General features: G+C 64.9%; 21 protein-coding genes and 1 pseudogene. 7 read left to right on the top strand and 15 right to left on the bottom strand.

Annotation, left to right across the window (positions count from 1 at the left end):
- Positions 1–40: 40 nt before the first annotated feature.
- The 5 genes and pseudogenes from ABID58_RS19080 to ABID58_RS19060 all read right to left on the bottom strand — a co-directional run bounded on the left by ABID58_RS19080 (position 41) and on the right by ABID58_RS19060 (position 5,428).
- On the bottom strand, positions 41–865 hold the full coding sequence (locus ABID58_RS19080; protein WP_354033868.1) for an SDR family NAD(P)-dependent oxidoreductase: 825 nt from the start codon (positions 863–865) through the stop codon (positions 41–43).
- Positions 866–880: 15 nt separating this feature from the next.
- Entirely contained in the window at positions 881–1,600 is a 720-nt protein-coding gene (locus tag ABID58_RS19075; protein WP_354033866.1) for an RraA family protein, read from the bottom strand.
- 120 nt (positions 1,601–1,720) lie between these two features.
- Positions 1,721–2,602, bottom strand: a complete 882-nt coding sequence (locus ABID58_RS19070; protein WP_148753181.1) for a CDP-alcohol phosphatidyltransferase family protein — start codon at positions 2,600–2,602, stop codon at positions 1,721–1,723.
- Positions 2,603–2,689: 87 nt separating this feature from the next.
- Positions 2,690–3,415, bottom strand: a pseudogene (locus ABID58_RS19065) (phosphatidylserine decarboxylase); the annotation flags it as partial.
- A 57-nt stretch (positions 3,416–3,472) separates the two neighbouring features.
- Positions 3,473–5,428, bottom strand: coding sequence for an ABCB family ABC transporter ATP-binding protein/permease (locus ABID58_RS19060; RefSeq protein ID WP_354033864.1), 1,956 nt, complete (start codon positions 5,426–5,428; stop codon positions 3,473–3,475).
- A gap of 200 nt (positions 5,429–5,628) precedes the next feature.
- Here ABID58_RS19060 and ABID58_RS19055 point away from each other — a divergent pair, with 200 nt between their 5' ends.
- On the top strand, positions 5,629–6,234 hold the full coding sequence (locus ABID58_RS19055; RefSeq protein ID WP_187435059.1) for an LOG family protein: 606 nt from the start codon (positions 5,629–5,631) through the stop codon (positions 6,232–6,234).
- A gap of 3 nt (positions 6,235–6,237) precedes the next feature.
- Here ABID58_RS19055 and ABID58_RS19050 read toward each other — a convergent pair whose 3' ends face one another.
- From ABID58_RS19050 to cysS, 4 genes are all read right to left on the bottom strand, one after another.
- Entirely contained in the window at positions 6,238–6,615 is a 378-nt protein-coding gene (locus ABID58_RS19050) for a VOC family protein (RefSeq protein WP_354033863.1), read from the bottom strand.
- A gap of 124 nt (positions 6,616–6,739) precedes the next feature.
- Positions 6,740–8,338, bottom strand: coding sequence for a citramalate synthase (gene cimA / locus ABID58_RS19045; RefSeq protein ID WP_354033861.1), 1,599 nt, complete (start codon positions 8,336–8,338; stop codon positions 6,740–6,742).
- Positions 8,335–8,844, bottom strand: coding sequence for a GNAT family N-acetyltransferase (locus tag ABID58_RS19040; RefSeq protein WP_354033860.1), 510 nt, complete (start codon positions 8,842–8,844; stop codon positions 8,335–8,337). Before ABID58_RS19040 ends, cimA begins: the two co-directional genes overlap by 4 nt.
- Complete coding sequence (cysS, locus tag ABID58_RS19035) at positions 8,844–10,241, bottom strand: cysteine--tRNA ligase (protein ID WP_354033858.1); 1,398 nt, start codon at positions 10,239–10,241, stop codon at positions 8,844–8,846. The genes ABID58_RS19040 and cysS overlap by 1 nt, the downstream gene beginning before the upstream one ends.
- A 290-nt stretch (positions 10,242–10,531) precedes the next feature.
- Between cysS and ABID58_RS19030 the strand changes: the two genes are divergently transcribed.
- Entirely contained in the window at positions 10,532–10,837 is a 306-nt protein-coding gene (locus tag ABID58_RS19030; RefSeq protein ID WP_148753143.1) for a hypothetical protein, read from the top strand.
- Between the two features lie 142 nt (positions 10,838–10,979).
- Positions 10,980–12,167, top strand: a complete 1,188-nt coding sequence (locus ABID58_RS19025; protein WP_354033857.1) for a DUF2865 domain-containing protein — start codon at positions 10,980–10,982, stop codon at positions 12,165–12,167.
- Positions 12,168–12,303: 136 nt separating this feature from the next.
- Here ABID58_RS19025 and ABID58_RS19020 read toward each other — a convergent pair whose 3' ends face one another.
- Genes ABID58_RS19020 through ABID58_RS19010 form a run of 3 tightly spaced genes read right to left on the bottom strand, consistent with a single transcriptional unit; the run spans position 12,304 to position 15,832 of the window.
- Positions 12,304–14,061, bottom strand: a complete 1,758-nt coding sequence (locus ABID58_RS19020; RefSeq protein ID WP_354033856.1) for an NAD+ synthase — start codon at positions 14,059–14,061, stop codon at positions 12,304–12,306.
- Between the two features lie 24 nt (positions 14,062–14,085).
- Positions 14,086–14,439 (bottom strand): diacylglycerol kinase, encoded by a 354-nt coding sequence (locus ABID58_RS19015; RefSeq protein ID WP_354033854.1) that lies wholly within the window; start codon positions 14,437–14,439, stop codon positions 14,086–14,088.
- Positions 14,440–14,443: 4 nt separating this feature from the next.
- Positions 14,444–15,832: a class II 3-deoxy-7-phosphoheptulonate synthase gene (locus tag ABID58_RS19010; protein WP_148753147.1), complete on the bottom strand. Its 1,389-nt coding sequence runs from the start codon at positions 15,830–15,832 to the stop codon at positions 14,444–14,446.
- Between the two features lie 181 nt (positions 15,833–16,013).
- Here ABID58_RS19010 and ABID58_RS19005 point away from each other — a divergent pair, with 181 nt between their 5' ends.
- Positions 16,014–16,910: an alpha/beta hydrolase family protein gene (locus ABID58_RS19005; RefSeq protein WP_354033853.1), complete on the top strand. Its 897-nt coding sequence runs from the start codon at positions 16,014–16,016 to the stop codon at positions 16,908–16,910.
- A gap of 3 nt (positions 16,911–16,913) precedes the next feature.
- Here the strand turns inward: ABID58_RS19005 and ABID58_RS19000 are convergent, their stop codons facing one another.
- Both ABID58_RS19000 and ABID58_RS18995 read right to left on the bottom strand, forming a co-directional pair.
- Positions 16,914–18,209 carry an ATP-binding protein gene (locus tag ABID58_RS19000; RefSeq protein WP_354033851.1) on the bottom strand — a complete coding sequence of 432 codons (1,296 nt, stop codon included), beginning with the start codon at positions 18,207–18,209 and terminating at the stop codon, positions 16,914–16,916.
- A gap of 8 nt (positions 18,210–18,217) precedes the next feature.
- The gene (locus ABID58_RS18995) at positions 18,218–18,880 is read right to left on the bottom strand and encodes a response regulator transcription factor (RefSeq protein WP_148753150.1); all 663 of its coding nucleotides are present in this window, start codon (positions 18,878–18,880) and stop codon (positions 18,218–18,220) included.
- Positions 18,881–19,104: 224 nt separating this feature from the next.
- Here ABID58_RS18995 and ABID58_RS18990 point away from each other — a divergent pair, with 224 nt between their 5' ends.
- The 3 genes from ABID58_RS18990 (at position 19,105) to ABID58_RS18980 (ending at position 21,126) form a co-directional block, all read left to right on the top strand.
- A complete protein-coding gene (locus tag ABID58_RS18990; protein ID WP_354034081.1) occupies positions 19,105–19,854 on the top strand; it encodes a COG4705 family protein in 750 nt (249 codons plus the stop codon).
- A 123-nt stretch (positions 19,855–19,977) separates the two neighbouring features.
- Positions 19,978–20,316 carry a hypothetical protein gene (locus tag ABID58_RS18985; RefSeq protein WP_246230039.1) on the top strand — a complete coding sequence of 113 codons (339 nt, stop codon included), beginning with the start codon at positions 19,978–19,980 and terminating at the stop codon, positions 20,314–20,316.
- A gap of 18 nt (positions 20,317–20,334) precedes the next feature.
- Positions 20,335–21,126, top strand: a complete 792-nt coding sequence (locus tag ABID58_RS18980; protein ID WP_354033850.1) for a COG4705 family protein — start codon at positions 20,335–20,337, stop codon at positions 21,124–21,126.
- Between the two features lie 8 nt (positions 21,127–21,134).
- On the opposite strand, the gene ABID58_RS18975 is transcribed toward ABID58_RS18980, so the two are convergent.
- Positions 21,135–21,398 carry a hypothetical protein gene (locus ABID58_RS18975; protein ID WP_354033848.1) on the bottom strand — a complete coding sequence of 88 codons (264 nt, stop codon included), beginning with the start codon at positions 21,396–21,398 and terminating at the stop codon, positions 21,135–21,137.
- Positions 21,399–21,405: the final 7 nt, after the last annotated feature.

Raw genomic sequence — 21,405 nt, 5'->3', positions numbered from 1 at the left:
ACACCAATCTCAACGTTCTGCTAACCATGAATGAGGCGCGTCAGGACGACAGTCCTGTCAGCTCCAGGCTGAGCGCGCGCAGGCGCCTGCGCGCATCGGCGTCATAGGCCTGCGGATTGGCGCGCGCCTCGTTCATGCCGTTGAAGAACAGGCCGCTCTTGCCCGCGACATCGTCGCCCTGGACCAGATGCAGGATGGCAGCACCACCTTGCTCCACCGTCAACATCGGCGTGATGCCGCCGGCGCGTACCATCGTGGTGTTCATATAGGTCGCCGGATGCAACGAATTCACGGTGATGCCGACGTCCTTGAGCTCGGCCGCGAGATCGATGGTGAACATAATCTGCGACAGCTTGCTCTGCGCATAGGCGCGCGAGCCGCTGTAGCCCTTCGTGATCATGACGTCGTCGAAATCGATCGGATGCTGGCCGAGCGACGCGACATTGACGATGCGCGAGGGCGGGGCGATTTTCAGCAACGGCAGCAGCAGATGGACGAGCAGAAAACCCGAGAGATAGTTCACGGCAAAGCGCAGTTCGTGACCGTCGCGGCTCTCCTGACGCTGCGGACCGCCGTTCTGCGAGCCGATGCCGGCATTGCTGACGAAGACGTCGAGACGCTGATGATCGCGCGTCACGGCGTCGGCGAGCGCGCGCGTACCTGCCATCGACGACAGATCGGCTTGATAGAAAGTCGGCGCAGTGTGGCCGGCCTTCACGATCTCGTCGATCAGTGATTTTGCACGCTCGTCACTCCGGCCATGGATCAGAACGCGTGCGCCCTCGGCGGCAAGGCGGCTTGCGACATAGCGCCCGACACCATCGGTCGAGCCTGTGATCAGAACCGTCTTGCCGCGCATGTCCATGGAGCTACTCCGAGATTAGTGGATCTCCGCCGAGCGCTTCAGCGCGGCCTTGAGCTTCTCCAGGGAGAAGTCCGGGCTGCGTGCGATCTCGAGGATCGGCGTCTCGCGGCGGCCGCAGAGTTCGGCGGCCTCGGGAAGCTTCGCGGCGATATCGAGCGGGATCACGATGGCGCCATGCTGGTCGGCGTGGATCAGATCGTCGGACTTCACGGTCATGCCGGCGACGCGCACCTCGCCGCCAAAACTCTCCGCGTGCACCCATGCATGCGACGGGCCGATCGAGCCCGCGAGCGCCTGGAAGCCCGGGGCCCATTGCGGGATGTCGCGGATCGAGCCGTCGGTGACGACGCCGAGGCAACCGAGCGCCTTGTGCACGTTGCTCTGCACCTCGCCCCAGAACGCGCCGTAGCCGGCGTCGGGACCGTCGATGTCCTGGATCACCGCGACGCGCGGCCCGTGGCCGGTGCCGACATATTCGTAATATTCGATGCGGCGCTTCGACTGTTCTTCGGCCGGCAGCGACGATTTCAACACCGAGCGGATTGCGACGGTGCGGGCGTAGCCGACGATCGGCGGCAAATCCGGGAACGGGCAGACCAGGTGCTTGGTGGTGTAGCCGATCAGGCGGCGCTCGGGCGCCACGATCTCCATGGCGTTGCAGATCGTCGGCGTGTCGTAGCGGCCCAGCGCTTCGAGGACGGAAGCGGGCAGCGGCCCGGTCGCGGTATTGGTCACGGCGTTATCTCCCAGATTGGCGGCTGATTGACGCGATGCCGCCGTCACAGGGCGATATAGCCGAGATCGGGTCTCAACCCAACTCGGGCGCACTCATGGCAGATATCCGCGCGCGATCGCTCAGTGCAGCCGTCCGGGCCGGTCGTCGTCGTGCGGCGGCTCGGACAGGCTCGCCATTGTCGGCGCCGAGGGCGGCGACGAGACCTCGCTCCCCGCAGGGGCGATGGCTTCCATCGCACGCGCCTGGTCGCGATAGGATTTGTAGCCGAGCGGCAGGCCAAGCAGATAGAGTACCGTGCCGATCGAGAGCACGTGCCAGGGATAGGCGATCACAAGCGCGATGAAGAAGATCACCGCGACGAACGCCGGCAGCACCAGCTCCGGCGGCACGCGCATCCGCTTGGTCTTGCCGGAGAACACCGGCAGGCGCGAGACCATCAGGAAGGCAATCAGGAGCGTATAGGCCGCGGTCACCGCCGCCGGTGCGCGACCGAGATCGAGGAAGGCGACGTAGATCGGCAGCAGCACGGTGATAGCGCCGGCCGGCGCGGGCACGCCGGTGAAAAAATTGGCGGCGAAAGCGGGCTTGTTCGGATCGTCCATGGTGGCGTTGAAGCGCGCGAGCCGCAAGCCGCCGGAGATCGCAAACACCATGGCGGCGATCCAGCCGGCATTGCCGAGCTCGTGCAGCTGCCAGAAGTACAGCATCAGGCCGGGGGCGACGCCGAAATTGACGAAGTCGGCAAGGCTGTCGAGCTCGGCACCGAATTTGGACTGCCCCTTGATCAGGCGCGCGACGCGGCCGTCGATGCCGTCGAGCGCGGCCGCGAACACGATGGCGTAGACGGCGAGCGACATACGCCCCTCGATCGAGAGCCGGATCGAGGTCAGGCCGGCGCAGATCGCCAGCAGCGTGATGACGTTGGGCACCAGCATCCGCACCGGGATCGGGCGGAACCGCCGGCGGCGAACATCGGGATCTCTGTAGTCGTAGGGCGTCATTGGCGCGTCCTCACCTGCAGGCGAGATATAGCAAGCCATTTCCCCCTCCGCCATTGCGGCGGAAGGCCCCCGACAGCGGCTTCTTGGTTAATTGGCGCGATAGGAGCGGTTCGGGTCGTCTCCGGTGAGATCGGCCAGGATGGTCTCGCCGGCGATCGCCGTCTGCCCTTCCGAGACCAGCGCCTTGGTGCCGACTGGCAGGTAGACGTCGAGCCGCGAGCCGAACCGGATCAGGCCGAAGCGCTCACCGGCGCCGACCGCCTGCCCTTCCCTAACAAAGCACACGATGCGCTTGGCGATGAGGCCTGCGATCTGGATCACGCCGATACGGCCCTGCGGCGTCGAGATCACCAGCGAATTGCGCTCATTGTCCTCGCTCGCCTTGTCGAGCTCGGCATTGATGAAGAGGCCCGGCCGATAGGCGATGCGGTCCACCCTGCCCGCGATCGGACTGCGGTTCACATGGCAGTTGAACACGCTCATGAAGACCGAGACGCGCGGCAGCGGACGGTCGCCGAGCCCGAGCTCGGCCGGCGGCAGCGCCATGGTGATCATCGAGACACGGCCATCGGCCGGCGACACCACGAGCCCGTCGCGCACCGGCGTCACGCGCACCGGATCGCGGAAGAACAGCGCGCACCATACGGTGAGGATGGTGCCAATCCAGCCTAGCGGCGACCACAGCCAGAACAGGACGAGGCTTGCCAGCGCAAAGCCGCCGATGAAGGGATAGCCCTCCTTGTGGATCGGCGGGATCTGACGCTGGATCGAATCGAGAATGGACATCGCTATCTGCCGCTCAGGGGTTGATGGCGCGGGTCGTCTCGCGCACCGGGGTTGTTTAGGCCAGAGTTGGGACCGGAGACAAGCTCACTCCGCGGCCGCTTGCGCCGTGAGGGCGTCCTCGACCGCCGGCGGCTCCCGGTTGGGCGCCTCGCTGCGGTCGGCCATCCGGGCCAGTTTCTCGCGTGCAGCCTCGGCTTCGCGCTGCCTGTTCCACATGCTGGCGTAGAGACCGCCCTGTGCGAGCAGGCTGGCATGGGTACCGCGCTCGGCGATGCGGCCCTGGTCCAGCACGATAATCTCGTCGGCACCGACAATGGTCGAGAGCCGGTGGGCAATGACGAGCGAGGTGCGGTTCTTGGCCACGCGGTCGAGCGCGCCCTGGATCTCGTGTTCGGTGTGGGTGTCGAGCGCCGAGGTCGCCTCGTCCAGCACCAGGATCGGCGGCGCCTTCAACACCGTGCGCGCGATCGCGACGCGCTGCTTCTCGCCGCCCGACAGCTTCAGCCCGCGCTCGCCGACCTGGGTCTCGTAGCCCATCGGCGCCATGCGAATGAAATGGTCGATCTGCGCCAGCCGCGCCGCCTCCTCGACCTCGGCATCGCCAGCGTCCCAGCGGCCGTAGCGGATGTTGTAGCGGATGGTGTCGTTGAACAGCACCGTATCCTGCGGCACCATGCCGATGGAGGCGCGCAAGCTCGCCTGCGTGACCTCGCGGATGTCCTGGCCGTCGATCAGGATCTTTCCGCCGGAGATGTCGTAGAGGCGGAACAGCAGCCGCGAGATGGTCGACTTGCCGGCACCTGACGGGCCGACGATCGCGACCGTCTTGCCGGCCGGCACCTCGAAGCTGATGCCTTTCAGGATCGGGCGCGCCGGCTCATAGGCAAATCGCACGTCCTCGAAGCGCACCGTACCGGCGGAGACGACCAGCGGCCGCGCGCCGGGCTCATCCTTGATCTCGGCCTCGCGGCCGATCACGCCGAACATCTTCTCGATGTCGATGATCGCCTGCTTGATCTCGCGATAGACCATGCCCATGAAGTTCAGGGGTTGGTAGAGCTGGATCATCATGGCGTTGACCAACACGAAATCGCCGACCGTGTTGGTGCCGTTGCGCACGCCGATCGCGCACATCAGCATGGTCGCGGTCAGGCCCAGCGTGAAGATCACGGCTTGCCCGGTATTGAGCACGGCCAACGAAGTGTAGGCGTGGACGCTCGACTCCTCGTAGCGCGCCACCGAACGGTCGTAGCGCTGCGCCTCTCGCGCCTCGGCGCTGAAATATTTGACGGTCTCATAGTTGAGCAGCGAGTCGATCGCCTTGGTGTTCGCCTCGGTGTCGGAATCGTTCATCTTGCGCCGGATGCCGATCCGCCATTCGGTAGCGACGTAGGTGTAATACATGTAGACCGTGACGGTGATCAGGGTTGCGACCACGTAGCGCCAGTCGAACTGCCACAGCAGCACGGCCAGCAGCAGCGAGACCTCGACGATGGTCGGGATCAGCTGCAGGATCACCATGCGCACGATGACCTCGATGCCCTCGCGGCCGCGCTCGAGCACGCGCGTCAGGCCGCCGGTCTTGCGCTCGAGATGGAATCGCAGCGACAGCTCGTGCATGTGGACGAAGGTGATGGTGGCGAGCTTGCGCACCGCGTGCATGGCGACGCGCGCGAAAATGCCGTCGCGCCATTGCGTCAGCACCGCCATCACGATGCGCATGACGCCGTAGCTCGCGGTCAGCAGCAATGGCGAGGCGATCACCCAGAGGTGCCAATTGTCAGGCTGCACCGGCGCGGTGTTAGCGCCAGTCAACGCATCCGTCGCCCATTTGAAGCTGAACGGCACCGTCAACGTGATCAGCTTGGCGGCGAGCAGCAGCACCATCGACCAGACCACCCGCATCTTCAGGTCGACGCGGTCGCCCGGCCAGATGTAGGGCCACAGATGCGCCAGTGTGCCTATCAGGGTGGCCCGCTCCAGCGGTCCGCCTGAGGGATCAGGCACGTCGGGGACGTCTGGCGAATGAGGTGGGCTCATCAAGAAACCTGAAGGCCCGCCGGATGCGGGCGCGTTGCGATTAACTGTTTTCGCTCGTCATATAGAAGCTTCCGGGGGCCAGCGCACCCCGCCAGATGGCGAATCTTCGATTGTTTGTCGCCATTTACCGGTAGATTTGCGGGCGGTCCGAATCACCGATTGGGCTTGACGCCCATTCGCTGCAATGCATCATGGCGCCAATGAGCACGATCAAAACCGTCTGTGTCTATTGCGGCTCCGGTCCCGGAACCAATCCCCACTTCACCGAAGGCGCCAAGGCGTTCGGCAAGGCGCTCGCCGAGAGCAACATCCGCCTGGTTTATGGCGGCGGCTCGCTTGGCCTGATGGGCTCGGTCGCGACCTCCGTGCTCGATCACGGCGGCACCGTCACCGGCATCATTCCCGAATTCCTGCGAAAGCGCGAGAATGCGCTGACCCGCGTGCAGGAAATGATCGTCACCCCCGACATGCACGAGCGCAAGCGGCTGATGTTCGAGCGCTCCGACGCCTTCGTGGCGCTGCCGGGCGGCGTCGGCACGCTGGAGGAGCTGGTCGAGCAGCTGACCTGGAAGCAACTCGGCCGTCACGCCAAGCCGGTGCTGCTCGCCAATTTCGACAATTTCTGGGAGCCGCTGTTCTCGCTGCTGTCGCATATGCGCCAGACCGAGTTCATCCGCGCCGGCCTCTCGGTCGATATCCTCAAGGCCGATCGCGTCGAGGACATCTTGCCGAAGCTGAAGGCCGCCGTGGCCCAGCTCGCCGAGGCGGAAAAGCAGCTCGCCCCGGAAGTGGCGCGCAAGCTTTAAGCCTCACTCGCTCGGAAACGTCACCGCCTCGATCCGGTTGCCGTCGGGATCAAGGACGAAGGCTGCGTAGTAGCGCACGCGGTCGTGCGGGCGAATGCCCGGCGCGCCATCCGATGCGCCGCCTGTCGCAAGCGCGGCAGCGTGGAATGCATCGACCTCGGCCGTCGTCTTCGCCCGCAGGCAGATGTGCACGCCGCTCTCCGGCGGCACAGGCGGCATGGCCTCGCGCAGATTGATCCAGAACTCGGGATAGGCCTTGCCGAAGCCGACCGTGCGCGGCCGCGTGACGAGGCAGGTGAGGCCGAGGGCGGCGAGCGTGGCTTCATAGAATGCGGCGGAGCGCACGATATCGCTGACGCCGACGGAGATGTGGTCGATCATTGCTAGCGCTCCCCTCTCTCCTCGTCATTGCGAGCGAAGCGAAGCAATCCAGAGTCTTTCCGCGGTGACAGTCTGGATTGCTTCGCTACGCTCGCAATGACGGCGTTTGTAGCGCCGCCGCGCCCTACGCCGGCGCGCCCGACTTCACGAGCTTGTAGATCACCGAATCCATCAGCGCCTGAAACGATGCATCGATGATGTTCGGGGACACGCCGACCGTGGTCCAGCGATCGCCGGTCTCGTCCTCGCTCTCGATCAGGACGCGCGTCACCGCACCGGTGCCGCCGTTGAGGATACGCACGCGGTAATCGATCAGCGTCAGGCCCTCGATGTACTTCTGGTATTTTCCGAGATCCTTGCGCAACGCGACGTCGAGCGCATTCACCGGGCCGTTGCCCTCGGCTGCCGAGATCAGATGCTCGCCTGCAACGTCGACCTTCACCACGGCCAAGGCGACCGTGACGCGCTCGCCAAGCGCGTTGTAGCGCTGCTCGACATTGACATCGAACTGCTCGACCTCGAAATATTGCGGCACTTTTCCGAGCGTGCGGCGCGCCAGCAGATCGAACGAGGCGTTGGCGGATTCATAGGCGTAGCCGGCAGCCTCCCGCTCTTTCAATTCCTCGACCAGTCGCGTCAGCTTCGGATCTCGCTTCTCGTAAGCGATGCCGGCGCGGTCGAGCTCGGCCATGACGTTGGAGCGGCCGGCCTGGTCGGACACCAGCACCTTGCGGTGATTGCCGACGGTCTCCGGCAACACATGCTCGTAGGTCTGCGGATCCTTCATCACGGCGGAGGCGTGAATGCCGGTCTTGGTGACGAAGGCGCTCTCGCCGACATAGGCGGCATGGCGATTGGGCACGCGGTTGAGCATGTCGTCGAGCGTGCGCGAGACCTTGACGAGCGTCGCCAATTTCTCCGGCGTGACCGAGATCTCGAAGGCGTCGGCGAATTCCCGCTTCAGCTTCAAGGTCGGAATCAGCGAGCAGAGGTTGGCGTTGCCGCAGCGCTCGCCGAGTCCGTTCAGCGTGCCCTGGATCTGCCGCGCCCCGGCACGCACCGCGGCGAGCGAATTCGCCACCGCCTGCTCGGTGTCGTTATGGGCGTGGATGCCGAGATGGTCGCCGGGGACGTGTTTTGTGACCTCGGTGACGATGGCTTCGATCTCGTTCGGCATGGTGCCGCCGTTGGTGTCGCACAACACCACCCAGCGCGCGCCGGCCTCATAGGCGGCCTTGGCGCAGGCGAGCGCAAAACTCGCATCTTCCTTGTAGCCGTCGAAGAAATGCTCACAGTCGAGCATCACCTCGCGGCCCGCGGCCTTCGCGGCTGCGACGCTGTCGCGGATCGAGGCGAGATTTTCCTCGTTCGTCGTCTCCAGCGCGACGCGCACCTGATACGCCGAGGACTTTGCCACGAAGCAGATCGCGTCCGCCTTCGCTTCCAGAAGCCCGGCGACGCCGGGGTCGTTGGAGACCGAGCGCCCTGCCCGCCGCGTCATGCCGAAGGCGGTGAAGCGCGCATGGTTCAGCTTCGGCTTGCTGCCGAAAAATTCGGTGTCGAGTGGATTGGCGCCGGGATAACCACCCTCGATATAGTCGATGCCGAGCTCGTCGAGCATCGCCGCGATGACCTGCTTGTCGGTCAGCGTGAAATCGACGCCGTTGGTCTGCGCACCGTCGCGCAGCGTGGTGTCGAACAGATACAGACGCTCCTTGCTCATTGCAGCGCTCCCGATGCGGGTCCGGTGCCGAACGTTTTCTGCATGGTGGTGTTGGCGAGCCACTCGTCGTTGACGGTGATGCTATTGCGCTGCATGGCGACATAACCGCGCTTGGCGAAGAAGCCTTCTGCCGTATCGCTGGCGTCGACCGTCAATTTTTCCGCGCCACGGCCGCCGGCGAGCTTTTCCAGCGCGTCGACCAGCATGGTCGCAATGCCCTGCCCCGCCACGGCCGGATGAACGTAGAGCATATGGATGTGATCCTTGCCGCGCAGCGAGGCGAAACCGACGGGCGAGCCATCCAGCGTGGCGATCAGCGTCAGGTCGGCCGCCAGCCGCTTGCCGAACTCCTCGGTCTCGGCCGCCGCCATCCAGGCTTCCTGCTGCGCCTCGCTGTAGTCGTCGCCGGTCAGCTCCTGGATGCTGGCGGCGAAGATCGCGGCCAGCATCGGAACGTCATCAGGCAAAAACGGCCGCAAGCCGGGTTTGGGATGCGCTTGTGCCATCACGCGAGCTCCCAGGTCGTCACCGGCTTGCCGTCGGAATCCTTGCCGTCCTTAATGACGACGCCCTTGGCCGCGAGCTCGTCGCGGATGCGATCGGACTCCTTGAAGTCTTTTCGCGCCCGCGCAGCCGTGCGCTCCGCGATCAGGCGATCGATCTCGCCGGCATCGACGCCGCTCGCCTGGCGCTTGCGGCCCTCCCATTGCGCCACGCTCTCGGACAGGAAGCCGAGCAGACGCAGCGACGCGGAAAGACCCGCCGCATCGGACGAATTGCGCAGACCATGCAGCGCCGCGATCGCCTGCGGCGTGTTGAGGTCGTCGAGCAGGGCTTCGAGCACGGATGCCGCCGGCTTTGACGGCGCGACGTCAGCGGCAAAGCGATACCAATCGTTGAGCGTCTTGGCGCTCTCCTCCAGCGACTTCATGGTCCAGTCGATCGGCGAGGTGTAGTGCGTCTTCAGCATGTTGAGGCGCAGCACCTCACCCGGCCAGTCCGCGAGCAGCTCGTGGATGGTGATGAAGTTGCCGAGGCTCTTCGACATCTTCTCGCTCTCGACCTGCAGGAAGCCGTTGTGCATCCAGTAGTTCGCCATGCGCTGCTGGTGGAAGGCGCAGCAGGTCTGCGCGACCTCGTTCTCGTGGTGCGGAAACACGAGATCGATGCCGCCGCCATGGATGTCGAACTGCTCGCCGAGATGCTTCCAGGCCATGGCCGAGCATTCGATGTGCCAGCCCGGACGTCCCTGCGCGGCGATGCCGGCCGGCGACGGCCAGGACGGCTCGCCGGGCTTGGACGGCTTCCACAGCACGAAGTCGGTCGAATCCTTTTTGTAGGGAGCGACGTCGACGCGCGCGCCGGCGATCATTTCGTCGAGCGGCCGCTTCGACAGCGCGCCATAGCGCGGCAGCGTGGAATTGGCCGCGTTCATCGCCTGCGGCGAGAACAGCACGTGGTCCTCGGCAGCGTAGGCAAAGCCGCCGGCAATGAGCCTTTCGATGATCTCGCGCATCTCGCCGATATGCTCGGTCGCGCGCGGCTCGACGCTCGGCCGGAGCGCGCCGAGCGCATCGACGTCGGCGTGAAACTGCTTGCCGGTCTGCTCGGTGACCTTGCGGATCGCCTCGTTCAGCGGCAAGCCGGGAAAATCCCGCGCGGCGCGATCGTTGATCTTGTCGTCGACGTCGGTGATGTTGCGGACATACTTCACGTGCGCCTCGCCATAGAGATGGCGGAGCAGCCGAAACAGCATATCGAATACGATCACCGGGCGAGCGTTGCCGATATGGGCGAAGTCGTAGACGGTCGGTCCGCAGACGTACATGCGGACGTTCTCTGGCTTAAGCGGCACGAAGGTGCGCTTCTCCTTCGTCATCGTATCGTAAAGACGCAATTCCATATGGATACCCGTCGGCTGTTGGCCGGGCGTCCAGTGCTCTCAATGGTTTTGAGAAAAGACGGCTCCAGCCAGCGAATCGCTAGCTCGTAATCTCGCGGCAAATAATGCAGATGGCGAGGAGACCGTTCATGCGGCGACATATGGGCCACGAAGGCGCCTTTCGTCAAGAGAGCCGCGAAAATGCCGCTTTATTTCCGCAATGCGCGGCCGCACCGCCTTGATGGTTCGTCATCCTTAACCTTTTGGGTTTAATTCGGAACCCGGTGGTCCCCCCAGCCCCCGGTGCACCCATGCGATCCCTGCTCGCGCTTGTCTCCTGTGCCTCTCTTCTCGCGGCATCCAGCGCTTTCGCCGAGACCCGCGTCTTCATCATCGCCAACCAGGCCGACGGCTACGGCGTCGACCAGTGCCTGGCCAAGGGCGAGAAGTGCGGCGCGCAGGTCGCCCGCACCTACTGCCAGTCACGGGACTTTGCACAGGCATCAAGCTACCGCCGGGTCGATCCCGACGAAATTACCGGCTCTGTCCCCAAATCCGGCGCAAACTGCTCCCATGGCCATTGCGACGAATATGTCGCAATCACCTGCCAGCGCTGAATTCGCTCGGAGCTGGCGGACCTTAGGACCCGTTTACCGCCCCTGAAACGACGTGACGCTGCCGCAGGAAGCGGCTATTGGAGGGCGCGCTTCGGCCCCCAAATCACGTTGAAAAGTCACTTGGGGCCGTGACCTCGCTAGAATGGCGGATATGCCTGAATTTTTGTCTCTGTCCCGTCGCCGCTCCTTCCTTGCCTGCACCGTGCTTCTGAGTGCGATCGTGCTCGCCACTGACGCCTTTGCACAGGCTGGCCCGCCCGGAGCACCGCCGCCTCCGCCCACCCAGGGCGGGCTCGGGCCGAACCCGATGTGCGTGCGGCTCGAAGGACAACTCGCCGCGCTCAACGGTGGGGCGAGCGGCGATCCCGCGCGCGACGACCAGATCCGCCGCTACCAGGATTCCCAGACCCGCCAGCAAGCCGAGCTCGACCGCGTCACCATGCAGGCCAAGCGCATGGGCTGCGATTCCTCCGGCTTCTTCTCGCTGTTCAACGGCCAGTCGGCGCAATGCGGTCCGGTCAACACCCAGATCCAGCAGATGCGTGCCAATCTCGACCAGATCACCGGCAATCTCGAACGCCTGCGCGGCGGCGGTGCCGGCGGCAGCCCTGAGCGCGACAGCCAGCGCCGCTCGGTGCTGATTGCGCTCACGCAAAACAATTGCGGCCCGCAATACGCCAACGCCGTGCAGTCGCAGGGCGGCAACTTCCTGAGCAATCTGTTCGGCGGCAATAACGCCAACAATCCGCCGGGCGCGCCGCCCTCCGATCTCGGCGGCCCGCAATCCGGCACCTACCGCACCGTCTGCGTGCGCACCTGCGACGGCGCGTATTTCCCGATCTCGTTTGCGACCGTGCCAGCGCGCTTCCCCGATGACGAGAGGACCTGCAAGGCGCTGTGCCCGGCGGCCGAAGCCGCGCTCTACGCCCACCGCAATCCCGGCGAGGACATGAGCTCCGCGGTCTCGATCAGCGGCCAGCCCTACACGGCGCTGCCGACCGCCTTCAAATTCCGCAGCGAGTTCAACCCGTCCTGCTCGTGCAAAGCGGCGGGCCAGACCTGGGCCGATGCGCTGAAATCGGCCGACGACAAGGCGGCCGCCGAGCAGCAGGGTGACATCATCGTCACCGAAGAGAGCGCCAAGAAGATGCAGCAGCGGCAGCTCACCAAGGGCGCGCCGGCGAATGCCAAGAAGGGCGCAGCTCCTGCGCCGACGACGGCCACGGCACCGGCCGCCACGCCGCCTGCGGATGCGAGCACCGCGGCCACGTCGGAGAACAAGCCGATCCGCTCGGTCGGCCCGAGCTTCCTGCCGCAGCAGCAGAAGTAAGCGGCTCCAAAACTCAGTGTCATGCCCCGCGAATGCGGGGCATCCAGTACACCGCAGCGCCGGCCGGTTCTCACAACATCCGCCGCGGAGTACTGGATCATCCGCCTTCGCGGATGATGACAGCGGAATGGATCGCCTACCCCTCGAACGCGTCGATCGACGCCTTGCTGCCGGGCGAGACCAGCGTCTCGTCGGGCGCGGGCAACTTCTCGCCTCTGTCGCGAAAGCGGTTGGTGATGGGATAGCGGCGGTCGCGGCCGAAGTTCTTCCGCGTCACCTTCACGCCGGGGGCGGCCTGGCGGCGCTTGTATTCGGCGACGTTGAGAAGATGGTCGATGCGGGTCACCGTCTCGCGGTCGAAGCCCGCGGCGATGATCTGGTCGAGTGGCTCCTCGCGTTCGACCAGACGCTCCAGGATCGCGTCGAGCACCTCGTAAGCCGGCAGTGAGTCCTGATCGGTCTGGTTCTCACGCAGCTCCGCAGTCGGCGGTCGTGTGATGATATCGGGCGGGATCACCTCGCCCGCCGGTCCGAGTGCTCCGTCGGGCTTCCATGCATTGCGCAGCGCCGCCAGCCGGAACACCTGCGTCTTGTAGATGTCCTTGATCGGATTGAAGCCGCCGTTCATGTCGCCATAGAGCGTGGCATAGCCGACCGACATTTCCGACTTGTTGCCTGTCGTCACCACCATCAGCCCGGTCTTGTTGGAGATCGCCATCAGCAGCGTGCCGCGGGTCCGGGCCTGGAGGTTTTCCTCGGTGATATCGGGCGGCAGGTTCTTGAAGATGCCGGACAGAATGGTCTCGAAACCATTCACCGCCTCCGCGATCGGCAACACCTCGTAGCGGATGCCGAGATGGCCGGCGAGCTCGCCCGCATCGGCAATCGAGTGTGCCGCCGTGTAGCGATAAGGCAGCATCACGCCGTGCACCTGGTCGGCGCCGAGTGCGTCGACCGCGATCGCCGCACAGAGTGCGGAATCGATGCCGCCCGAGATGCCGAGCAGCACACCGGGAAAGCCGTTTTTGGTAACGTAGTCGCGCAAGCCCAGCACGCAGGCGGCATAGTCGGCCTTATCGCCCTCGGGCTGCTCCGCGATCGGACCCGTGCAACGCCAATCGCCGCCGTTTCTGATGAAGCGCAACGTCGTGACGTTCTCCTCGAACGCGGGCAGTTGCGCGGCAAGCGAGAGATCGCCATTGAGCGCGAAAGACGCGCCGTCGAACACGAGCTCGTCCTGGCCGCAGACCTGGTTGAGATAGACCAGAGGCAGGCCGCTCTCGGTGACCCGCGCGACCGCCACCGACAGACGCACATCGTTCTTGTCGCGGCCATAGGGCGAGCCGTTCGGGACCAGAATGATCTCGGCGCCGGTCTCGGCCAGCGTCTCGATCACGTTCTCGTAGTCCTCGGACTCTTCCAGCCAGATGTCCTCGCAGATCGGCACGCCGATCCGCACGCCGCGCACGGTGACCGGACCAGCAGCTGGCCCGCGCGCAAACAGCCGCTTCTCGTCGAACACACCGTAATTCGGCAGATTGCATTTGAAGCGCAACGCGGCGATGCGCCCGCCGTCGAGCAGCGCACAGGCATTGTAGAGCTTGCCGTCCTCGACCCAGGGCGTGCCGACCAGCAGCGCCGGGCCGCCGTCGGCGGTCTCGCGCGCTAGCGCTTCGATGACGGAACGGCAGGCGGCCTGGAAGGCCGGCTTCTGCACCAGATCTTCCGGCGGATAACCGGCGATGAACAATTCCGGAAACAGCACCAGATCGGCACCATCGGCGATCGCTCGCTCGCGTGCCGAGCGAACCTTCGCGGCATTGCCATCGATATCGCCCATGGTCGGATTGAGCTGGGCGAGCGTGACCGCGAATGCGTCGAGACGTTCGGTCATGGCCACCGCACTCCAATTTCGTGGCTAGAGGAATCCCAGACGCTCGATGATCGCGATGATCCAGAACGCGCCGGCCATCAGCAGCGCGACGCCGACCGCGGCCGAGCCCATGTCCTTGACCCGCCCGATCTGCTTGTCGTGATCCATGGTCAGGCGATCGGCGAGCTTCTCGATCGCGGTGTTGAGCAACTCGACCACCAGCACGAAGGCGACCGAGCAGACCAGCTCGACCGCGCGCGTCGCGCTGGCGGCGACGAACCACGCCACCGGCAGCGACAGGAGCAGCGCAAAGATCTCCTCGCGGACGGCCTGCTCCGAGCGGAACGCAAAGGCCAGACCGTTGCGGGAGTTGATCGTGGCCTTCCAGATCCGCAGCAAGGATTTAGAGCCCCGCTGCAGCCGGCATCGGCCTGACCTTGCCGGCGCGTTCCTGCTTCAGCAGTTCGGCGACCAGGAAAGCCATATCGATGGATTGCTCGGCATTGAGGCGGGGATCGCAAACCGTGTGGTAGCGGTCGTTGAGATCCTCGTCCGTGATGGCGCGGGCGCCGCCGATGCACTCGGTGACGTCCTGGCCGGTCATCTCCAGATGCACGCCGCCGGCGTGGGTGCCTTCCGCGGCGTGGATCGTGAAGAACGACTTCACCTCCGACAGCACGCGGTCGAACGGCCGCGTCTTGTAGCCTGACGTCGAGGTGATGGTGTTGCCGTGCATGGGGTCGCACGACCAGACCACCACCCTGCCCTCGCGCTTCACCGCGCGGATCAGGCCCGGCAGATGGTCGGCGACCTTGTCGGAGCCGAAACGGTTGATCAGCGTCAGCCGGCCCGGCTCGTTGTCAGGATTGAGCACGTCGATCAGCTTCAGCAGCTCGTCGGGCTTGAGCGACGGGCCGCACTTCAGGCCGATCGGGTTCTTGATGCCGCGGAAATATTCGATGTGACCGTGATCGAGCTGGCGGGTGCGGTCGCCGATCCAGATCATGTGGCCCGAGGTCGCGTACCAGTCGCCGGTCGTGGAATCAACGCGGGTCATGGCCTGCTCGTAGCCGAGCAACAGCGCCTCATGGCTGGTGTAGAAATCGGTAGCGCGCAGCTCGGGATGGCTTTCGAGATCGAGGCCGCAGGCACGCATGAAGTTGAGCGCGTCCGAGATGCGGTCGGCCAGTTCCTTGTAGCGGCGGGACTGCGGCGAGTCCTTGAGGAAGCCGAGCATCCACTGATGCACGCTGCCGAGGTTGGCGAAGCCGCCGGTGGCGAAGGCGCGGAGCAGGTTCAGCGTCGCGGCCGACTGGCGATAGGCCATCAGCTGGCGCTGCGGATCCGGCACGCGCGCTTCCCTGGTGAAGGCGATGTCGTTGACGATGTCGCCGCGATAGCTCGGCAGCTCGACGCCGTCGATCTTCTCGGTCGGCGACGAGCGCGGTTTTGCAAACTGGCCGGCGATGCGGCCGACCTTCACCACCGGCACCGCGCCGGCATAGGTCAGCACCACCGCCATCTGCAGCAGCACGCGGAAGAAGTCGCGGATGTTGTTGGCGCCGTGCTCGGCAAAGCTCTCGGCGCAATCGCCGCCCTGCAGCAGGAAGGCGTCGCCGGCCGCAACGCGCCCCAGCGCCTTCTTCAGATTGCGCGCCTCGCCGGCAAACACCAGCGGCGGAAAGGTTGCAAGCTGCGCCTCGACGTCGGCCAAAGCCTTGGCGTCGGGATAATCGGGCACCTGTAGCACCGGCTTGCTGCGCCAGGACTCGGGCGTCCACCGCTCGGACATCGCAATCTCTCCGTGAAGCAAAAAGTGCAACCTGATCTGTGGGTTGCGAGGGCCGCCTTATACACAGGCTGGCGCGACACCGCCAGTTGTAAATCCATTCCGCAATGCAAACCCTTGCGGGCAAAGCCGAATTCGCATTTGCTGGGGGTGGCAGAGGAAACCGGCAAGACAGCTTCGATCCATGGACGCGGCACTGGACGACGTTTTCATCGACGAGATCAGCTTCCCGGCGACCGACGGGTATGCGCTGACCGGCACCCTGTTCCTGCCGCGCGGCGCCAAGCGCCATGCCGTCCTGATCAATTCGGCGACCGCCGTCCCGCGAAAAATCTATCGCGGCTTCGCCTCCTATCTCGCCCATCGCGGCTGTGCGGTCCTCACTTACGACTATCGCGGCATCGGCGACTCCCGCCTGCCGGCCATGGTCGGCTACAACCAGCCGAAATCGCTGGTCGGCTTCAAGGCCTCGATGTCGGACTGGGCCGCGCTCGACATCACCGCCGCGGTGAGCTGGATGCGCGAGCGTTACAACACGCTCCCCCTTGCCTATTTCGGCCATTCCTTCGGTGGCCAGGCGCTCGGGCTGATCGCGAACAACACCGACATCTCGCGCGCCGCGTTCGTGGCCTCGCAGGCCGCGACCTGGCGGCTGATGACGTCGCCGGAGAAATACCGCGTCTTCGCATTCATGAATTTCGTCGGCGTTCCGCTGGTCCACGCACTCGGCTACGCGCCGGGCTGGGTCGGCATCGGCGAGGATCTGCCCAAGGGTGTCTTCCTGCAATGGGCGGACTGGGTCTCGAGCCCGCGCTATCTGTTCGATTCCAAACTGCCGGCGCTGGCGAATTTCGCAAAATTCAAGGGCGAGCTGCGCGCGCTGTGCTTCTCCGACGATCCCTGGGCGACGCGGCCGGCGGTCGAGCTGCTCACGGCAGGCTTCACAGCGATCAAGCCGGAGGTGCTGACGGTGAAGCCGTCCGACGTCGGCGCCAAGGCGATCGGCCATTTCGGTTTCTTCCGCACCGAGCACCGCGACACGCTGTGGCGCGGCCTGGCGGAATGGATTCAGGGGGAGTGATCGTCAGGCGGCCGCGGGCAGTTTGACGACGATCCGCAGCCCTGTTCGTCCAGCCTCCGTCATGTTCACCGCTTCTATCGTCCCACCGAGCCGATCGACGATCCGCTTCACGATCGAGAGGCCGAGACCGACGCCATCGCCTTCCGGACGCTGACCACGGAAGAACGGCTCAAAAATCCGGCCGATCTCGTCGGGGGAAACGCCGGGCCCGGTGTCCTCGATTTGAAGCACGGCCGTCGTGTCGTCCTGGTAAATCGCCACGTCGATCCTGCCACCTTCCGGCGTGAACCGGAGCGCGTTGTCGATGAGATTACGGATCATGGCGGCGAGCATGATAGGCTCACCGCGCACCGGTACAGGCTCGGCTCGTGCGAAGCCAAGATCGACGCCGCGGCCGATCGCCTCCCGCAACAGATCAGCGATCACCCGTCTCGCCATGCGATCGAGCTCCACGACCTCCCATTGGACGCGGTCGGAGGGCGTTACGTCATGCCGTGCCAGCGCCAGCAACTGCTCCAGGAGATGCTTGCTGCGACGCATGCCCTGCCGAAGCGCCGCAAGGCGCTCGCGCGCGGCCGGCGGCAGTTCGACTTGATCGAGATTTTCGGCCTGCAAGCTCAGCGCGGTGAGCGGCGTGCGCAGTTCGTGCGCAGCATCGGCGACGAACCTGCGCTGCTGCTCCATCATGTCGTGCACGCGGCGCAGCAAGCCGTTGATCGAGGACACGAACGGGTTGAGTTCGCTCGGGAGGCCGTGAAGCGGGAGCGCCGTCATGTCATCCGCGGGCCGGGCATCGAGTTCGTCTGCCAGACGCACCATCGGGCGCAGCGATCTCGCGATGACGAAGGCGATCACCAGCATCAGGCAGGGGATGAGCGCTGCAATCGGAAGCACGGTGCGGAACGCCATGTCGCCCGCGATCTCATCACGAACGCCCGTGCTCTGGGCCACTGCAAAGCGGCTGCCATCGGACCGCGTCCGCAACACCACGCGGATCGGCTTTCCGTTTCGCGTCGCGTCGCGCATCCCGTCCTGAAGCCGCCACAGCTGGCGCTGCTCGGGCGTGCCTTGCGGCGCCTTGCCCAATTCCATCAACCAGACTTCGGAATCTTCATCGACCCCATGGAGGTCCTGAGTTCCCGTGAGACCACCGCCCTGAACGAGATCTGCGATCTGGATCAGGACGGAGTCCTGGGTCTCGATCGCTTCGTCGAATGCCCACCGGTGCGCAAACACGCCCCCAACAAGACCTGTCAGCAGGACAATCGTCGTCAAGCTGATGAACAGCCGGCCGCGCAACGACTTAGTCATGGCCCCCGATCCACCATCCATCCCATCCCGCGCACGTTACGGATCGCCTCCGTGCCGAGCTTCTTTCGGATGGAGTGGATCAGGAACTCGACTGCATTGCTTTCGACCTCCTCGTTCCAGCCGTAAAGCTGCCGCTCGAGTTCGCTCCGCGACAGGATAGTCCCGGGCCGCGTCAGCAAGGCCTGGAGCAGCGCGAACTCGCGCGCGGTCAGAATGGACGTCTGGCCGTAGAGCGAGGCTTCGCGGGTCGCAGGATCGAGACTGAGCTTGCCGTTGCCAAGCACAGCGGGCGCACCGCTGCCTTCACGGCGAAGCACCGCCCGCATCCGCGCCAGCAGTTCGCGGATCTCGAACGGCTTGACGAGATAATCGTCCGCGCCGAGATCGAGCCCTTCGATCCTGTCGTCAAGCGCATCGCGCGCCGTCACTATGATGACGGGAAGCTTGCGGCCGTCAGCACGCAGCCGCCGCAAAATATCGCGGCCGTCGGTATTCGGCAGACCGAGATCGAGCAGCAGCACCTCGTAGGATTCGCTTTCCGCGGCGAGCAGCGCGGTCTCGCCGTCCCTGACCCAATCGACGGCGTAAGCGGCATCCTTCAGCGCCTGCTCGATCGCCGCGCCAATCATCCTGTCGTCCTCGACCAGCAGAACCCGCAAGACTCGATCCTCAACCGCTGGCCATCCGGCCGTCAAGATCATGGCCATTCCGGCTTAGCGCAGAGTTAGCAAACGCCAGCAGGCCCAAATTGCGGCGAAGGCCAGCCTGCCCGGAATTTTCTCATCCCTAAGCCGGGGCTAAGTCCCCTGCGCGACGCTCCGACATCACTTCGGCTTTGGGAGATTTGGGCGTGTCGCAACATTCAGGCTTTGGCGCAAGGCGGATGCTGAACAAGGTTCCGGAGGTCACCGCGACCTTCTGGGTCATCAAGATCCTCTCGACCACGGTCGGCGAGACCGGCGCCGACTATCTCGCGGTGCATGTCGGCCTTGGCGCCAGCCTGACCGCGATCTGCATGACCGGCCTGCTGATTGCCGCGCTGCTGCTGCAACTGAACCGCCGCGCTTATGTACCCTGGATTTACTGGCTCACCGTCGTCCTCGTCAGTATCGTCGGCACGCAGCTCACGGATCTGCTGACAGACAAGCTCGAGATCAGCCTTTATGTCAGCACCGCCGTTTTCGCCTGCGCGCTGGCTGCGACCTTTGCGGTCTGGTTCGGCGTCGAACGCACACTGTCGATCCGCAGCATCGTCACGACGCGACGCGAGCTGTTCTACTGGACCGCGATCCTGTTCACCTTCGCACTCGGCACCGCCGCCGGCGATCTTGCGACCGAAGCACTCGGTCTCGGCTTTCAGCTCGGCGTCGTCGCCTTCGGCGCGCTGATCGTGGCGGTGGCCCTCTCCTACACCATCGGCGCCAATCCCGTTCTCACCTTCTGGCTCGCCTACATCCTCACTCGCCCGCTCGGCGCCTCGCTCGGCGATCTGCTGTCACAATCGCGCGAGTATGGCGGCATGGGCCTCGGCACGATCCACACCAGCATCGCCTTCCTCACCGTGATCGTCGGCCTCGTTGCCTGGGTGACGTTCGAAGGCGACGGCGCGCGCCGCGCCGGTCCTGCGCAATAACGCCAATCACAGTTTCAACGCAGCCTGCACGGACGCAGGAGCCACACCAGGAGAAACCACATGATGAAACTCATTCCCGCCGTCGTCGTTTGCCTGCTGACGACCTTCACGGGCGAACCGAACATGCATGCGAGCCAACGCTTCACCTTCGTGCCGCTCGCGGAGGCCGCGACCGCCAAGCTCGGCGATCTCACGCCGTTCCGCAGCATCGTCGTCGATGTCGCCGCACTGGTCGACAAGGGCGACCTGCCCGGCGCCAAGACAAGGATCAAGGATCTCGAGACCAAATGGGACGAGGCCGAAGCCGGATTGAAGCCGCGTGCGGCGGCGGACTGGCACACGGTCGACAAGGCGATCGATCGCGCGCTGGAGGCGTTGCGCGCTGGCACGCCGGACGCTGCAAAATGCAAGCAGGCCATCGCCGATCTGCTCGCGATCATGGATAGCGTCGCCAAGGCCTGAGACGACAACGAGGACACCATGGAAGATTACACGAAGAGCAACCTCGTCAGCGAGAGCAAGGTCCCTGAAGTCACACTCGGCTTCTGGATCATCAAGATCGCCGCCACGACTCTCGGCGAGACCGGCGGCGACACCGTCACAATGACGCTGAACTGGGGTTATCTCGCGGGCACCTGCCTGTTCCTGGCGGCGATGATCGTCCTGGTCGCCGCACAGATCCGCGCGCGCAAATTCCATCCATCACTGTACTGGACGACCATCGTGGCCTCGACCACCTTCGGCACCACGATGGCCGACTTCGCCGACCGCTCGCTCGGCATCGGCTATACCGGCGGCGCGACGCTCCTTCTCACCTGCCTCGTGCTGGTGCTTGGCCTCTGGTATCGCACCGAGGGAACGATCTCGGTCAACAGCGTCAGCACGCCGCGGGTCGAGGTCTTCTATTGGGGAGCGATCACCTTCTCGCAGACGCTCGGCACCGCGCTCGGCGACTGGATCGCGGATACCGGCGACATGGGCTATCGCGGCGGCGCGCTGATCTTCGCAACCGGGCTTGCCGTCATCGCCGCACTCTATTTCTGGACCCGCGTCTCTCGCGTCACGTTGTTCTGGGCCGCCTTCATCCTGACGCGACCGCTGGGTGCGACCGTCGGCGACTTCCTCGACAAGCCGCTCGATCATGGCGGCCTCGCGCTGAGCCGGCCGCTGGCCTCGGCCGTGATCGCGGCGTTCATGGTGGGCTGCCTGCTGCTGATCCCTCAACGCGCGGGACAGCATCCAGGCGGTAGTCGAACAGCGGAGCAAACCTGAAAAATCGATTACCGGATGATCGTCGTCAGCGACGAGTAGCGCTTGTTCGGCCTGGCTTCGGCCGCCGAGAACTGCGCGAAGGCTTCGCTGACGCGGGTCGCCGGTGGCGTGTCGCTGGCAAAGCGGAATTCCTTCGGTTTCGGCGCGTAGTAGCTGGCGCTGTAATAGGCGTCGTCGAAGCGCGCCTCGCCGACGCCGAACACTGCGTCGCAGACGAACAGGAGCGCGTAGACTCCTGCGACCGCAGCGACGATCTCCTTGAGAACTGACATGCTGATG

Source organism: Bradyrhizobium sp. S3.2.6, from assembly GCF_040546885.1.
GTDB lineage: Bacteria > Pseudomonadota > Alphaproteobacteria > Rhizobiales > Xanthobacteraceae > Bradyrhizobium > Bradyrhizobium cytisi.
Note: the sequence above shows the minus strand (reverse complement) of the source record. Positions and strands in the feature narration are given on the sequence as shown.

What these genes read in the sequence shown, in the direction of transcription:
- ABID58_RS19005 (WP_354033853.1), top strand. Translation starts at nt 16,014, where the DNA reads ATGGACGCGGCACTGGACGACGTTTTCATCGACGAGATCAGCTTCCCG.
- ABID58_RS18980 (WP_354033850.1), top strand. Translation starts at nt 20,335, where the DNA reads ATGGAAGATTACACGAAGAGCAACCTCGTCAGCGAGAGCAAGGTCCCT.
- ABID58_RS18975 (WP_354033848.1), bottom strand. Translation starts at nt 21,398, where the DNA reads ATGTCAGTTCTCAAGGAGATCGTCGCTGCGGTCGCAGGAGTCTACGCG.
- ABID58_RS19050 (WP_354033863.1), bottom strand. Translation starts at nt 6,615, where the DNA reads ATGATCGACCACATCTCCGTCGGCGTCAGCGATATCGTGCGCTCCGCC.
- ABID58_RS19010 (WP_148753147.1), bottom strand. Translation starts at nt 15,832, where the DNA reads ATGTCCGAGCGGTGGACGCCCGAGTCCTGGCGCAGCAAGCCGGTGCTA.
- cysS (WP_354033858.1), bottom strand. Translation starts at nt 10,241, where the DNA reads ATGGAATTGCGTCTTTACGATACGATGACGAAGGAGAAGCGCACCTTC.
- ABID58_RS19030 (WP_148753143.1), top strand. Translation starts at nt 10,532, where the DNA reads ATGCGATCCCTGCTCGCGCTTGTCTCCTGTGCCTCTCTTCTCGCGGCA.
- ABID58_RS19040 (WP_354033860.1), bottom strand. Translation starts at nt 8,844, where the DNA reads ATGGCACAAGCGCATCCCAAACCCGGCTTGCGGCCGTTTTTGCCTGAT.
- ABID58_RS19080 (WP_354033868.1), bottom strand. Translation starts at nt 865, where the DNA reads ATGGACATGCGCGGCAAGACGGTTCTGATCACAGGCTCGACCGATGGT.
- cimA (WP_354033861.1), bottom strand. Translation starts at nt 8,338, where the DNA reads ATGAGCAAGGAGCGTCTGTATCTGTTCGACACCACGCTGCGCGACGGT.
- ABID58_RS19055 (WP_187435059.1), top strand. Translation starts at nt 5,629, where the DNA reads ATGAGCACGATCAAAACCGTCTGTGTCTATTGCGGCTCCGGTCCCGGA.
- ABID58_RS19025 (WP_354033857.1), top strand. Translation starts at nt 10,980, where the DNA reads ATGGCGGATATGCCTGAATTTTTGTCTCTGTCCCGTCGCCGCTCCTTC.
- ABID58_RS19070 (WP_148753181.1), bottom strand. Translation starts at nt 2,602, where the DNA reads ATGACGCCCTACGACTACAGAGATCCCGATGTTCGCCGCCGGCGGTTC.
- ABID58_RS18990 (WP_354034081.1), top strand. Translation starts at nt 19,105, where the DNA reads ATGCTGAACAAGGTTCCGGAGGTCACCGCGACCTTCTGGGTCATCAAG.
- ABID58_RS19060 (WP_354033864.1), bottom strand. Translation starts at nt 5,428, where the DNA reads ATGAGCCCACCTCATTCGCCAGACGTCCCCGACGTGCCTGATCCCTCA.
- ABID58_RS18985 (WP_246230039.1), top strand. Translation starts at nt 19,978, where the DNA reads ATGCATGCGAGCCAACGCTTCACCTTCGTGCCGCTCGCGGAGGCCGCG.
- ABID58_RS19020 (WP_354033856.1), bottom strand. Translation starts at nt 14,061, where the DNA reads ATGACCGAACGTCTCGACGCATTCGCGGTCACGCTCGCCCAGCTCAAT.